Here is a 13,412-nt window from a genome sequence, read left to right on the forward strand (position 1 = left end):
GCGCTCACCCCCAGCATGAAGATGCGCCGCCAGCTCATTGAGGCCCGGTACAAGGATCTCATCGACTCCCTGTACTCGGACGAGCCCGCGGTGTCGGCCCGGGCGGGGTAGGGGGCCTGAAACGCCAAGAGGGCCAAGGCGTGGGTCCGCTGACCCTCACCCCGGGGGGCTTGCCCCCCCTTTGAACGACGGGGGGCTCCTCTCCCAGAGGGAGAGGGTGTTCGCCCTCTCCTCGCTGGCTGGTGCTCGGACTACTTGCGGTCCTTCATCGCCACGTAGTCGCGGCGCTTGGAGCCCGTGTAGACCTGACGCGGACGCGCGATCTTCTGCTCCGGATCCTTCACCATCTCCTCCCACTGGGTCACCCAACCCACCGTGCGCGGAATGGCGAACAGCACCGGGAACATCTCCACCGGGAAGCCCATCGCCTCGTAGATGAGGCCCGAGTAGAAGTCCACGTTCGGGTACAGCTTGCGCTTCACGAAGTACTCGTCCTGCAGCGCGATCTTCTCCAGCTCCACGGCGATCTCGAGCAGCGGGTTCTTGCCCGTCACCTCGAAGACCTCGTCCGCCACGCGCTTGATGACCTTGGCGCGCGGATCGTAGGACTTGTACACGCGGTGACCGAAGCCCATCAGCTTCTTCTCACCCTCGCCCGTCTTCACCGCCTTGATGAAGTCCGGCACCTTCGACACGTGGCCGATCTCGCGCAGCATGCGCAGCACGGCCTCGTTGGCACCGCCGTGCAGCGGGCCGTAGAGCGCCCCGATGCCCGCCGCCACCGCCGAGTAGGGATCCACCTCGGAGGAGCCCACCGTGCGCACCGACGTGGTCGAGCAGTTCTGCTCGTGGTCGGCGTGCAGGATGAAGAGCACGTCCAGCGCCTTCTCCAGCGTGGGGTTCACCTTGTACGTCGTGGTGCCGATCTTCCGGATCATCGCCAGGAAGTTGCCCACGTAGGACAGATCGTTGTCCGGGTAGACGTAGGGCAGGCCCATGCTGTGGCGGTAGGAGAACGCCGCGATGGTGGGCATCTTCGCGATGAGCCGCGTCATCTGGATGCGGCGGCTGCGCTCGTCCTTGGTGTTCTTCGCGTCCGGGTAGAAGCCCGAGAGCGCCGCCACCGTGGAGGACAGCATGGACATGGGGTGCGCGTCGTAGCGGTACCCGTCCATGAACGTCTTGATGTTCTCGTGCACGTACGTGTGGTGCGTGACGAGGTAGTTGAACTCCTCGAGCTGCTTGGGCGTGGGCAGCTCGCCGTTGAGCAGGAGGTAGGCCACCTCGATGAACGAGGACTTCTCCGCGAGCTGCTCGATGGGGTAGCCCCGGTACTCGAGGATGCCCTTGTCACCGTCGATGAAGGTGATGGCGCTCTTGCAGTTGGCCGTGTTCAGGAACGCCGGGTCGTAACCCATCAGGCCAAAGTCTTCCTCGGAGACCTTGATCTGGCGCAGAGCGTTGGTGCGAATGCAGCCGTTCTCGATCGGGACCTCGTACGTCTTCCCGGTCCGATTGTCCGTGATCGTCAGCGTTTCCTTTGCCATGGGCGGGACTTTTCACAGGCGGCAGAGCGCTTTCAACAAAAAAGAACCGCACCCGGGGAGGCCGCGTTTCCCCCCGGGCATCGCCCGTTCAAGACGTGAGTCGAACTCCTGTGCGCTCCAACTGCCGCCAGAAGCCCGGGAAGCTCTTCTCCACGCATTCAGGTCCGGTGAGGGAGAGGGGCACACCGGATAGGACGGAGAGAGTAGCCGCGACCATGGCCAGGCGGTGATCTCCCTTGCTGTCCATGGAGAAGCGCGGCGGATGGGAGTTAGGAGGGTGGATTGTCAACGTCTCGCCCTCCAGGTGGGTGGTGCCTCCAAAAGCGGACACCAGGGTGCGGATTCCCTCCAGCCGGTCGCTCTCCTTGAGGCGCAGCACCCCCACGTCCGTGAGGGTGGAGGGGCGCGGCAGCACCAGGGCCAGCGCGGCCAGGGTGGGCAGCAGATCCGGGCACTCCGTCCCCGAGGCCACCAGCCCGTCCCGGGCCGTCCCCGTCATCCGCAGGGTGTTGGGGCCCTCGCCGGGAACCGCCTTCAGGCCCGCGCGCTCCACCAGCCGCACCAGCGCCTGATCCGGGTGCGCGCTGTCGAGGTCCGCCCGCTCCACGCTCCCGCCCGTCCGCCAGGAGATGAGCAGCAGGTAGCCCAGGGAGGACCAGTCACCCGGCATCGCCGGGGTGCGCTCGGGGGCCCGGTAGTCCGTCACCTCGAAGCGGCCCTCCCGCACCTGCACGGTGAAACCGAAGCGGCGCAGCCAGGAGACGGTGAGCTCCAGGTAGCCCGCGCTCGTCAGCGGGCCGATGATCTCCACCCGCCACGGGCGGCGCTCGCGCAGGTACAGGGCCGCACAGCCCAGCAGCAGGCTGGAGGCGTACTGGCTGCTCTGCGCTCCCGGGACGCGGAAGACGGGCTCTCCCGTCTTGCCGGGCGCCTGGATCTCCACCGGCCAGGGGGTGCCCTCCTTCAGCACCAGCCCCGAGGGGCCGAGCGCCTCGCGCAGGGACTCGAAGAGGGGGCCATGGGGCCGCTCTCCGAGCCGGGGCGTTCCCGTGACACGCACGTGTGTGCCCGGCGTCACCGCGGCCTGCGTGACGAAGATGCGGAAGGGGGCTCCGCCATCCGCGCAGTCCACGTCACGCACGGTGCCGGGCGGCTGGCGCAGGGTGTTGATGCCCCGGGTCAGCACGTGCACGTCCGCGGGCAGGTAGTGCTCGGGCTCCTCCTGGAGCACGGGCAGGGGCCAGGCGCCCGTGAGGTGCGCCAGCACCAGCGCCCGCTGCGCGTCCGACTTGGAGATGGGCGGCGTGAGGACCGCCGGGGTGAGCTGGCTCGGATCGACGTGCATCTGACTCATGGGCGAACTCCTCGGGTCCAGGCCGGCCACAGCGCGCGCCACACGTCCGCGGAGACGTCACGCACCTCGGCGCGGCCCACGTCGGTGAGCAGCACCATCCGCAACTCGCCCGCGCTGCCCGTCTTCTTGTCCGCGGCCAGCAGGGCCATCACGTCCTTGAGCGCCGCGCGCTCGAGCAGGGCCGCCGTCCGCTCCCGGCCGAGCACTCCCGGCCCCCGGTGCAGCGCGTCCTCCACCTGCGATGCCACGTCCTCGGGGGTGACGCCCATGGCGCGCCCCACGTCCATGGCGCACAACATGCCGAGACCCACCGCGTCCCCGTGAGACAGCTTGAACTGCGAGACGCTCTCCAGCACGTGCCCGAAGGTGTGGCCGAAGTTGAGCACCCGCCGCAGTCCCTGCTGCTCGTACGGATCCTGCGCGCAGACGGACTCCTTGAGGCGCCGCGCGTCCTTCACCATCCGCTCCAGCGCGGGCGGCCGGCGCTTGTAGGCGCGGAAGAGCTCCTCGTCGAGGCTGGCCACCATCTTCCAGGCCTCGAGCGAGCCCTCGCGCCGCTGCGTGTCCGAGAGGCTCTCGTAGAACTCGGGGCACAGCCACGCCTCGTCGGCGTAGTGGAAGACGCCCACCGGGTTCTTCACCACGCGGCCGCGCACGGTCATGTCCACCGCGCCCTTGCCGCCCAGGCTGCTGTCCACCGCCGCCAGCAGCGTGGTGGGCACCTGCACCAGCCGCACGCCCCGCTTCAGCAGGTGCGCGGCCACCGTGGACACATCGCCGATGGTGCCTCCGCCGATGGCGATCAGCGTGCCCGAGCGCGGCATCGACAGGCCCGCGGCCATCAACTGCTCCAGGGCCTCGAAGGTCTTCGCGCTCTCACCGCCAGCGAGCTGCACGATGGTGTGGGGCTTGCGGGCCTTGAGGGCGGGAATGAGGGTGGGGTGCAGGCGGGCCACCCGGCGATCCACGACGGCGAAGCTGCCCTCGGGAAGGGTGGCGCACAGACGCTTGAAGGAGCCCCACCGGTCGGTGGCGTGACGGTAGGCGCCAGGAGAGAGCTGGATCATGCGGAGTGGGGCCGGGCGTTGAGTTGAAGGACGAGGTCCGCCAGCACGAGCGAGACCATGGACTCCAGCACGGGCACGGCGCGCGGCATGATGCAGGGATCATGTCGCCCGCCCTTCGCGTGGTCCGCGAGCGTGGCCGGAGGCTTGAAGAAGACGCGCAGGGCGACGGGCTCGCCATTGGCCAGGCCACCCTGGATGCCGCCGTAGGTGTCCTTCTGGGAGTGGAAGACGCTGCCGGGCTGTTCGATCCGCGAGAGCAGATCCGGCGGGCCCCAGACGACGCCGGTGACGGCGCCCACGCTGCCCAGCGCGTGCGCGAACAGCGCCTTCATCTTGCCGAAGATGGGCTCGCCGAGGCCCACGGGCAGGCCGTCGACGCGGATGTCGATGCACCCACCGAGGCTGTCTCCGGCCTCCTTGGCGGCGAGGATGCGCCGGGACATCTCCTCGCGGGCCACCGGATCCGGGCAGCGGGTCGGGTGCTCGTCCACCATGGCGCGGGTGAGGCCGGGCGCGGGCACCGCGGACGCCAGGTTGCCCACCTGCGACACCCAGGCGACGGTGCGCACCCCGGGGAAGGACTGGGCCAGGTAGGCCTCGGCCACGGCGCCTCCGATGACGCGGCAGAGCGTTTCCCGGCCGCTGGTGCGCCCACCACCGCGGTGGTCCCGGTGCTTGAAGCGCTCGCGCCAGACGGCATCGGCGTGGCCGGGACGGTCCTCGGACTTGAGCTTGTCGTAGTCCCCGGAGCGCTGGTTCGTGTTGCGCACGATGGCCGCGATGGGCGTGCCGAGCGTCTTGCCCTCGAAGACGCCGGAGAGGATCTCCACCTGATCCGGCTCGGAGCGCGCGGTGACGAGCGCGGACTGGCCGGGGCGGCGGCGATCGAGCGCGGTCTGGATGAGCTCACGCTCGAGGGGAATGCCCGCCGGACAGCCATCGATGATGGAGCCGAGCGCGGGGCCGTGGCTCTCGCCGAAGGTGGTGAGGCGGAAGAGGGTGCCAATCGTATTCATGAAGCGGTCTCCCAGAGGGCGCGCTGCTGTCGGGCCTGGGCGATGAACCAGGCCGCGCCGAGGAGCAGCGGAGTCCCCCCGCGGCGGGTGATTTCCATGGCGATGCGGCGCGCCGGTGCTCCGTAGGCGATGACGGCGACGCGGGCGCCCTCGAAGCGCAGGGTGTCGGGTGGGGTGATGCGATCCGGCCAGGTCCAGATGCCAGCGCCGGAGAGGGGTCCTGAAATCTCCGCGCGGCGCAGGAAGCGGAGCTGAGAGCCCAGCTCGGCGCCCACGACGCGGATGGCGGCACTGGCGCCCCCGTCACCGAGGACGAATACATCCTTGGACCCGAGCCGCTCGAGGACGGAGCGAGCGCCCGCGGTGTCGGTGTTGAAGGACTCCCAGCGGTCGCGGCGGCGGACGAGGGTGTTGATGGCGTCGAGCGGCGAGCCGGTGTGCCGGGCGAGGCGGATCTTGAAGGGGCTGGTGACGGCGAAGCCGCGGTAGTGGGGGAGGAGGGCGTCGACGAGGGCCTCGACGGGAGCGTCCTCTGGGATGTCGATGCGATCGAAGGGCTGGCGGTGGATGCGAGGCGAGCGCGAGTGGACGATCGAGGTCCCCAGAATCCCCAATCGGCTCAATATCCCCTCGCCCTCCGGGAGAGGGACGGGGTGAGGGTGCCGAGCCTCCCGGACCGCATCCGCGAGCAACCGCTGTCCCGGAGCGGCCTTCCAATCACCGCCCACGGCGACGTAATCGAGCACATTGCGCCGGGCGAGCACGGCACGGACAGGAAGCGCCGTGGGCCCCATCGCGAGCACCGTGACCCGCCCCTCACCAAAACGGGCCTTCAACCGGGCCTGGGTCTCCAGCAGCACGGAGATCCGCTCGCGAGACTCCACGCCGAGCGGCTCGATGTGCTTCACCAGCGAACCACTCGGAAGCGCCACGTCCCACAGGCGCAGGGCCTCCTCGGTGGACAGGGGCCGCTCGGCATGATGCGAGGCCAGCAGCTTCCCGGCCGGAGCCGCGAGATCTCCAGCATGAACGACATCCCGATCCACCCACCGGGCGGCGGCCACCCACGCGGGAGGCAGGGGCGTGCCGCGCTCGGACACCAGCAGCTCCAGGATGCCCGCGAGTGCCGAGGCATCCACCGCCTCGGCGGGATGCAGATCCGTGCGCACCTCCAGCACATCGGCGCCCCGGCTCCGGGCCTCGGTGGCGAAGCGCAGGGCGTCGGGGCCGCGGAGGCTCGGGGGGAGGGTGACGACGCGGCGGGCCGGCGTCATGGCTGGCTCCCGGGGGACACGAAAGCGCGGAGGAAGTCGGCGAGGCTCACGGTGGGCACGGCCGCGTGGAGCACCTGGCGCTGGTGGTAGATGGAATGAAGCTCCTCCTCCAGGGACATACCGGGACGCAACCGGGGGCGCGTTTTGTCGGCGAGGAGCCGCTCGCGGTACGTCTCGAAGGAGATGGGCACGAGCAGGGTGTAGCAGGACTGGAGCGCTTCCGGGTGATGCGACAGGAAGCCACCGCCCAGGGCGACGACGGAGCCTCGCGGCAGCTCCAGGAACAGGCCGCGCTCCGCCTCGCGGAAGCCGTTGGTGTCCTGCGCCACCCAATCCCGGAGGCCGCGGCCCGAGCGGCGCTCGAGCTCGACATCCAGATCCAACCCCTGCTTGCCCAGCAGGGCGCTCACCAGGGGCAGCAGGCGCGTCTTGCCGGCGGAGCGATGCCCGGCGATGGCGACCGTCTGCCCGGGCGTGGGCAGGAGCTGGGGGCCGGGCCGGGCGAGCTCCTCCTTCAGCGCAGGCGCGAGCCGTGGATCCACGGCTCCGAGGATGCGCTGGACGAGTTGCTGTTTCTGCTCAGCGGACGGTCCCGACATAGACGTAGGATGTCCCGAACGTCATCGGATGGGCCACCCTTTCTTTGTAGGAGCCGGATTGATCCATCAGTGAGAGGAACTTCTCACCGGCCGGGAAGGCGGCGGAGGTCCGAGGCAGGTACTCGTAGGCCGCCCGGTTGCCGGTGAGCAGGCCGCCGATGGCGGGCATGATCACCCTGCTGTAGAGGCGGAACAGCCCCCCGAAGAGCCCCGTGGGCTGGCCGAACTCGAGCACCACCACGCGGCCGCCGGGGCGCACCACCCGGGCCATCTCCTTCAAGCACTTCACCGGATCATCCACGTTGCGGATGCCGAAGGCGATGGAGGCCACGTCGAAGGAGGCGTCCGCGAAGGGCAGCGCCATGGCATCGGCCACCTGGAACTCCACCTGGAGCCCCTCGCGAGCGGCCTTGGCCGGAGCGTTGTCCAGCATCTCCTTGCAGAAGTCGGTGCCCACCACCCGGCCCGAGGCGCCCACCTTGCGCTTGAAGGCCAGCGCCAGGTCTCCGGTGCCGGTGGCGCAGTCGAGCACGGAGCTGCCCTCCCGCGCGCCACTGAGCCGCACGGCCGCGCGGCGCCACAGCCGGTGGATACCAAAAGACAGGACCTCGTTCGTCACGTCGTACCGCGTGGCGATGGAGGAGAACATCCGCTGGACTTCGGCGCTCATCGAGCCCCCACGACATGGGCCGGGAACTCCGGCCTCCAAAGGTGACGATCCACGGCGGCCAGGACACCCGGCAGCCGCCGCATCAAATGTTGGAAGCGCTCCGGCGTGAGGGCCTGCTGCCCGTCACACAGGGCCTGCTCGGGCCGCGGATGCACTTCGATGATCAACCCGTCCGCCCCGGCCGCCGCCGCCGCCAGCGCCATGGGCTGAATCAGGTCCGGCTCGCCCGTGGCGTGCGACGGATCCACGATGACCGGCAGGTGCGTGCGCTGCTTCGCCAGCGCCACCGCCGCCAGGTCCAACGTGTTGCGCGTGGCCGTCTCGAAGGTGCGGATGCCGCGCTCACAGAGGATGACCTGCTCGTTGCCCCCGTCGAGCACGTACTCGGCCGCCAGCAGCCACTCCTGGAACGTGGCCGCCAGGCCCCGCTTGAGCAGCACCGGCTTGCGCGTCTTCCCCAGCGCCCGCAGCAGCGGGAAGTTCTGCATGTTGCGCGCGCCCACCTGGAGAACGTCCACGGAGTCCTCCATCAGTGGAATCTGCGTGGACTCCATCACCTCGCTGACGATGGGCAGGCCCACCTTGCGCGCCGCCTCTGCCAGCACGCGCAGGCCCGGCTCTCCCATGCCCTGGAAGGAGTAGGGGCTGGTGCGAGGCTTGAATACCCCACCGCGAAGGATGTGGGCACCGGCGGCGGCCACGGCGGAGGCGGTGTGCTCCGTCTGCTCCATGCCCTCCACGGCGCAGGGGCCCGCCATCACCACGAAACCAGGGCCTCCCAGCTCCACCTGTCCTACACGGACACGCGTGCCCTGGGGCTTCCAGGCCCGGGCTACCCGGGGCGTACCTTCTCGGGGCGGACTTCCGCCCTCCTCACCTGGCTTGCCGCTCACGGCCGCCTCCCATTCCCTGTGGAGTTCACGTTGTTTTGAACCCCGTGATGCTTGTATAGCCAAACCGCCGTACAGAACAACAAGAGGTTGCTGCCTCGGCTGGTGGCGCGACCTCGATGAGGACCGGAGATGACGACGCTCGGACGCGGTGACGGAGGCCACTGGGTGGCGGGGACGATGTCCCTGGCCGCGGTGGATCCGCTCGCGGGGGCGGAGGTGCTGGGGGAGCCGTCCGTCTATTGGGAGCGCCCGCTCGCGGGCGAGGCGATGGCGGGGTGGGGCGAGGCGGCCTCGGTGGAGGCCAGCAGTGGGGCGCGGGCCCAGGCGGTGCTCCGGGAGCTGTCGGCACTGGACTCGGTGCGGTGGCTGGGCGAGGCGCCCGCGGCGCTGCCGGGACCCTGGTTCGGGGGCATGCGCTTCTCGACGGCGGGCGGGGACTCGGGGTGGGGGGCGTTCGGCTTCGGGCGGTGGACGCTGCCCGAGGTGGTGGTGTGGCGCGAGGGCCCGGGCCTGATGGTGGCGGCCTTCGCTCCCGAGGGCCCCGGGGCCGAGGACGTGGTGCGCTCGCTGTTGGGACGGGTGGGGGCGAACTTCCCCGCGGGACACCGTCAGGCCCGGAATGGCTCGCAGGCGCTGCGGCTGGCCTCGTCGCGGCCGGACTTCGAGGGACGGGTGGAGCGGGCGGTGGAGACGATCAACGCCGGGGGCCTCCAGAAGGTGGTGCTGGCCCGGGCGGTGGAGGTGGAGGGCGAGTCCTCCTTTGATCGCGTGGAGGTGCTGGCCCGGTTGCGCGAGCAGAACCCGCGCTGTGCCACCTTCCTCTTCCGGGCGCCGGACGGAGCGGCCTTCCTGGGCGCCACGCCGGAGACGCTGTGCCGGGTGGAGGGGCGTCATCTGGAGACGGAGGCGCTGGCCGGCTCGGCGGCGCCCGCGCAGGCCGGGGCGCTGGGGGGAAGCGACAAGGACCTTCGCGAGCACGAGGCGGTGGTGCGCTACATCCTCCGGGCGCTCAAGCCGCTGACGGAGCAGCTGGAGGCGGACGCGGAGCCGGCGCTGCTCACCTTGAAGAACGTGGCGCACCTGCGCACGGGCATCCGCGCCGAGCTGCGCGAGGGCGTGGGGGTGGCCGAGCTGGTGGCGGCGCTGCATCCCACACCGGCGGTGGGAGGAACGCCCCGGGAGCGCGCACTGGAGTTCCTGGTGGAGCACGAGGCGTTGGATCGCGGCTGGTACGCGGGGCCGGTCGGATGGGTAGGACCCGGGCGGGCGCACCAGATGGTGGCGCTGCGTTCGGCGCGCATCAAGGGATCCCAGGCTCGACTCTTCGTGGGTGCTGGTATCGTGGCGGGCTCAAGCGCCGAGGCGGAGTGGCGCGAGACGGAGATGAAGAGCCTGGCCATGCTGCGCGCGCTCGGAGGAGGACATGTCTGACGCCAACCTGAATCAACTGTGGGCGCGGGCATTGGTGGAGGAGTTGGTTCGGGGAGGCGTGAGGCACGCGGTGGTGTGCCCGGGTTCACGCTCCTCGCCCCTGGCGCTGGCCTGTGCCCGGGCGGACGGGCTGCGCGCCTGGTCCGTCATCGACGAGCGCAGCGCCGGTTTCTTCGCGCTGGGGCTGGCCAAGCAGTCGCGGGCGCCGGTGGTGCTGGTGGCCACGAGTGGAACGGCGGGCGCGCACTTCTACCCGGCGGTCATCGAGGCGGCCATGTCGCAGGTGCCGCTGGTGGTGCTGACGGCGGACCGGCCCCTGGAGCTGCAGGGGTGGGGCGCGCCGCAGACGGTGCCGCAGGCGCGTTTCTTCGGGGACTTCGCGAGGCTGTACGCGGACGTGGGCCTGCCGGAGGCGGACGATGCGGCGCTGGTGCACCTGCGCGCCACCGTGGCCCGGGCCGTCTCCGTGGCCTCGCGGGCGCCCCGGGGCACGGTGCAGCTCAACGTGCCGTTCCGCGAGCCGCTCGCGCCCACGCCGGGCACCTTCGATGCCAAGCACCTCTCCTCGCTGGCGCGGGAGGGCAGGCCGGGAGCGCCGCTGACGCGCATCGTCCCGCCGGCGCGCCAGCCGGATGCGCAGGTCCTGGAGGAGATTCGCGCGCGGGTGGCGGCCACCGAGCGGGGCGTCATCGTCTGCGGACCCCGGGACGAGAACGATGGTTTCGCGGAGGCGATCGCCTCGCTGGCCGAGGCCACCGGCTACCCGGTGTTGGCCGAGGCCACCTCCCAGGCGCGCTACGGCGGTGGCCCGGCCACGGTGTCGCTCTACGACGCGATGCTGCGGCACGAGCCCTTCGCCCGGGCGCACCGGCCGGAGCTGGTGCTGCGCTTCGGCGGAGGCCTGACGCCCAAGGGGCCGCAGGCGTGGATCGACGGCTCGGGCGCGGAGATCGTGGTCTTCAGCGACGAGGGAGGGCTCTACGATCCGGCGCACCGTGCGTCGCGGGTGGTGGAGGGCTCGGCGGTGGCGGCGTGCGAGGCGCTGAGCCAGGGGCTCTCGAGGGGCCTGGGCCCCTGGGCGCGGAGCTTCCTGTGGGCCGAGCAGTGGACGCGGGCGGCGCTGGAGTCGGCGTTCTCGGAGGATTCCTCGCTGACGGAGATGCGCATCGCGCACGACGTGGTGGCGGCGATGCCGGACGGGGCGAACCTCTTCGTGTCCAGCAGCATGCCCATTCGTGACGTGGACGCCTTCGCGCCGTCCATGGGCCGGGGGCTGCGGGTGCTCGCCAACCGGGGCGCCAACGGCATCGACGGCATCGTCTCGAGCGCGCTGGGCGTGGCGGCGGCATCGGGGCGGCCCACGGTGCTGCTGACGGGAGATCTGGCCTTCCTGCACGACGTGGGCGGGCTGCTGACGGCGCGCCGCGGCGGGGTGCCACTGACGGTGGTGGTGGTGAACAATGACGGAGGAGGCATCTTCTCCTTCCTTCCCATCGCCCAGGCCGAGGGTGTGAAGTCGCACTACGAGCCGTTGTGGGGCACGCCGCACGGGGTGGACCTGTCGCACGCGGCGGGGCTCTACCAGGCCCGCTTCCGGCGTCCGGACTCGCCCGCGTCGTTGCGGTCGGCCGTGGCCGAAGGGCTCAAGGGTGGGGTCCACCTCATTGAAGTGAAGGTGGCGGAGCGGGCGAGGAACGTGGATCTGCACCGGCAGCTGTTCGCGAGGATGGCGGCCGCACTGGGAGAAGGCCCATGGCTCTGAAGATGGCGTACGAGACGTGGGGAGAGGGTCCGTACCCGCTCCTCCTCCTGCATGGCTTCACGGGGAACCGGTCGGCGTTCGATCACCTGAGGCCGTTGATGAGCGGCAAGGTGCGCGCCATCGCGGTGGATCTGCCGGGGCATGGGGAGACGCCGCTGCCCACGAGGACGGGACGCGACGGCTTCCTGGAGACGATCGACGCGGTGTTCCGGGTGCTGGACGAGGTGGGGGAGCCGAAAGCGAACCTGCTCGGGTACTCGCAGGGCGCGCGTTTCGCGTTGGCGGCGGCGCTGAGCCGGCCCGAGCGCTTCGGGCGGCTCATCATGGAGAGTGGCTCGCCGGGGCTGCACCGGCGCCAGCATCGGACGGAGCGGCGCGTGAGTGACGCGCAGCTGGCGGCCATGCTGCGGCAGAAGGGCGTGCCGGCCTTCATGGAGTACTGGGAGTCGCTGCCGTTGTTCGCGGGGGTGCGCAAGCTGCCGGCGGAGCAGCAGGCGGAGCTCCGGGCGCGGCGCCACCAGTGCACGGTGGAGGGGCTGGTGGGGGCGCTGGAGTGCCTGGGCCTGGCGGTGCAGCCGGACTACTGGCCGGAGCTGCAGCGCCAGCGGCTGCCCACGCTGCTGCTGACGGGGGCGCAGGACGAGAAGTTCACGCAGATCGCCCGGAGGATGGCGGTGGATCTGCCGGTGGTGTGGCGGCGCACGTTCGAGGACTGCACGCACGCCCCGCATCTGGAAGTGCCGGAGGAGTACGCGCGCGAGGTGCTCTCCTTCCTGCAGACGCCCTGGTACGAGTCCCCCGAGTTCGAGAACGCCGTGCCCGAGATCCCCGTGCCCGACAAGAGCGCGGCGGGGGGCAACGGCTAGTTGCCGAGAGCCATTGATTCCATGAACGCGATTGCACCCGCGGTGGAGGCGCCCCGCCCCACCCTGAAGACGTGGTTGATGGCCGCGAGGCCGAAGACGCTGACGGCGGCGTTGGTGCCGGTGATGGTGGGAACGGCGCTGGCGTACGGGCTGGGCGTGGGCCGGTGGCTGCCGGCCCTGGCGGCGCTGGTGGGGGCGATGCTGATCCAGATCGGCACGAACCTGACGAACGACTACTACGACTTCAAGAAGGGCGCGGACACGGAGGAGCGGCTGGGGCCGCAGCGGGTGACGCAGAGCGGGCTGATTGCCCCGGGCGTGGTGCTGGCGAGCGCGCTGACGTGCTTCGGGCTGGCGGTGGCGACGGGGGTGTACCTGGTGGTGGAGGGGGGCTGGCCGATCGTGGCGATCGGGCTGGCGTCGGTGACGGCGGGGTACGCGTACACGGGAGGCCCGTTCCCACTGGCGTACCATGGGCTGGGAGACGTGTTCGTCTTCCTCTTCTTCGGGCTGGTGGCGGTGCCGGGGACGTTCTACGTGCAGGCGCTGACGGTGAGCCCGGCGGCGTGGTGGGCGGCGATTCCGGTGGGGGCGATTGGAACGGCGCTGCTGGTGGTGAACAACCTGCGCGACGCGACGACGGACGTGAAGGCGGGGAAGCGGACGTTGGTGGTGCGCTTCGGCACGACGGCGGGCAAGGCGGAGTACGTGGTGCTGCTGGTGGCGGCGTTCGCGACGCCGCTGGCGATGTGGGGCCTGGGGCTGGCGAGCCCGTGGGTGCTGTTGGCGCTGCTGAGCGCACCGGTGGCGGTGCCGCCGCTGAAGTTGGTGCTGGGAGCGCAGGGAGCGGCGTTGAACCCGGCGCTGGGCGGGACGGCGCGGCTGCAGCTGGTGTTCGGCCTGTTGTTCTCGGTGGGGCTGTACCTGAGGTAG

12 protein-coding genes are annotated in these 13,412 nt (G+C 70.8%); 4 read left to right on the forward strand and 8 right to left on the reverse strand.

Going from position 1 to position 13,412, the window contains the following annotated elements:
- Nucleotides 1-251: 251 nt before the first annotated feature.
- From VFZ09_RS23445 to aroF, 8 genes are all read right to left on the reverse strand, one after another.
- The gene (locus VFZ09_RS23445) at nucleotides 252-1,547 is read right to left on the reverse strand and encodes a citrate synthase (protein ID WP_329729862.1); all 1,296 of its coding nucleotides are present in this window, start codon (nucleotides 1,545-1,547) and stop codon (nucleotides 252-254) included.
- 88 nt (nucleotides 1,548-1,635) lie between these two features.
- On the reverse strand, nucleotides 1,636-2,901 hold the full coding sequence (locus VFZ09_RS23450) for a 3-phosphoshikimate 1-carboxyvinyltransferase (RefSeq protein WP_329729863.1): 1,266 nt from the start codon (nucleotides 2,899-2,901) through the stop codon (nucleotides 1,636-1,638).
- A complete protein-coding gene (locus tag VFZ09_RS23455) occupies nucleotides 2,898-3,968 on the reverse strand; it encodes a 3-dehydroquinate synthase family protein (RefSeq protein ID WP_329729864.1) in 1,071 nt (356 codons plus the stop codon). Before VFZ09_RS23455 ends, VFZ09_RS23450 begins: the two co-directional genes overlap by 4 nt.
- Nucleotides 3,965-4,984 carry a chorismate synthase gene (aroC, locus tag VFZ09_RS23460; protein WP_329729865.1) on the reverse strand — a complete coding sequence of 340 codons (1,020 nt, stop codon included), beginning with the start codon at nucleotides 4,982-4,984 and terminating at the stop codon, nucleotides 3,965-3,967. Before aroC ends, VFZ09_RS23455 begins: the two co-directional genes overlap by 4 nt.
- The gene (locus tag VFZ09_RS23465) at nucleotides 4,981-6,258 is read right to left on the reverse strand and encodes a shikimate dehydrogenase (RefSeq protein WP_329729866.1); all 1,278 of its coding nucleotides are present in this window, start codon (nucleotides 6,256-6,258) and stop codon (nucleotides 4,981-4,983) included. The genes aroC and VFZ09_RS23465 overlap by 4 nt, the downstream gene beginning before the upstream one ends.
- Complete coding sequence (locus VFZ09_RS23470; protein ID WP_329729867.1) at nucleotides 6,255-6,857, reverse strand: shikimate kinase; 603 nt, start codon at nucleotides 6,855-6,857, stop codon at nucleotides 6,255-6,257. Before VFZ09_RS23470 ends, VFZ09_RS23465 begins: the two co-directional genes overlap by 4 nt.
- Entirely contained in the window at nucleotides 6,838-7,527 is a 690-nt protein-coding gene (ubiE, locus tag VFZ09_RS23475; protein WP_329729868.1) for a bifunctional demethylmenaquinone methyltransferase/2-methoxy-6-polyprenyl-1,4-benzoquinol methylase UbiE, read from the reverse strand. Before ubiE ends, VFZ09_RS23470 begins: the two co-directional genes overlap by 20 nt.
- The gene (gene aroF, locus VFZ09_RS23480; protein WP_329729869.1) at nucleotides 7,524-8,420 is read right to left on the reverse strand and encodes a 3-deoxy-7-phosphoheptulonate synthase; all 897 of its coding nucleotides are present in this window, start codon (nucleotides 8,418-8,420) and stop codon (nucleotides 7,524-7,526) included. The genes ubiE and aroF overlap by 4 nt, the downstream gene beginning before the upstream one ends.
- A 129-nt stretch (nucleotides 8,421-8,549) precedes the next feature.
- On the opposite strand from aroF, the gene VFZ09_RS23485 reads away from it, so the two are divergent.
- The 4 genes from VFZ09_RS23485 to VFZ09_RS23500 are packed head-to-tail and all read left to right on the forward strand — an operon-like array spanning nucleotide 8,550 to nucleotide 13,412.
- Complete coding sequence (locus VFZ09_RS23485) at nucleotides 8,550-9,851, forward strand: isochorismate synthase (protein WP_329729870.1); 1,302 nt, start codon at nucleotides 8,550-8,552, stop codon at nucleotides 9,849-9,851.
- Nucleotides 9,844-11,613: a 2-succinyl-5-enolpyruvyl-6-hydroxy-3-cyclohexene-1-carboxylic-acid synthase gene (gene menD, locus VFZ09_RS23490; protein WP_329729871.1), complete on the forward strand. Its 1,770-nt coding sequence runs from the start codon at nucleotides 9,844-9,846 to the stop codon at nucleotides 11,611-11,613. Before VFZ09_RS23485 ends, menD begins: the two co-directional genes overlap by 8 nt.
- Nucleotides 11,604-12,479 (forward strand): 2-succinyl-6-hydroxy-2,4-cyclohexadiene-1-carboxylate synthase, encoded by an 876-nt coding sequence (gene menH / locus VFZ09_RS23495; RefSeq protein WP_329729872.1) that lies wholly within the window; start codon nucleotides 11,604-11,606, stop codon nucleotides 12,477-12,479. The genes menD and menH overlap by 10 nt, the downstream gene beginning before the upstream one ends.
- A gap of 21 nt (nucleotides 12,480-12,500) precedes the next feature.
- Nucleotides 12,501-13,412, forward strand: coding sequence for a 1,4-dihydroxy-2-naphthoate polyprenyltransferase (locus VFZ09_RS23500; RefSeq protein ID WP_329729873.1), 912 nt, complete (start codon nucleotides 12,501-12,503; stop codon nucleotides 13,410-13,412).

It is taken from the genome of Archangium sp. (genome assembly GCF_036277355.1).
In the GTDB taxonomy this organism is placed as follows: Bacteria; Myxococcota; Myxococcia; order Myxococcales; family Myxococcaceae; genus Archangium.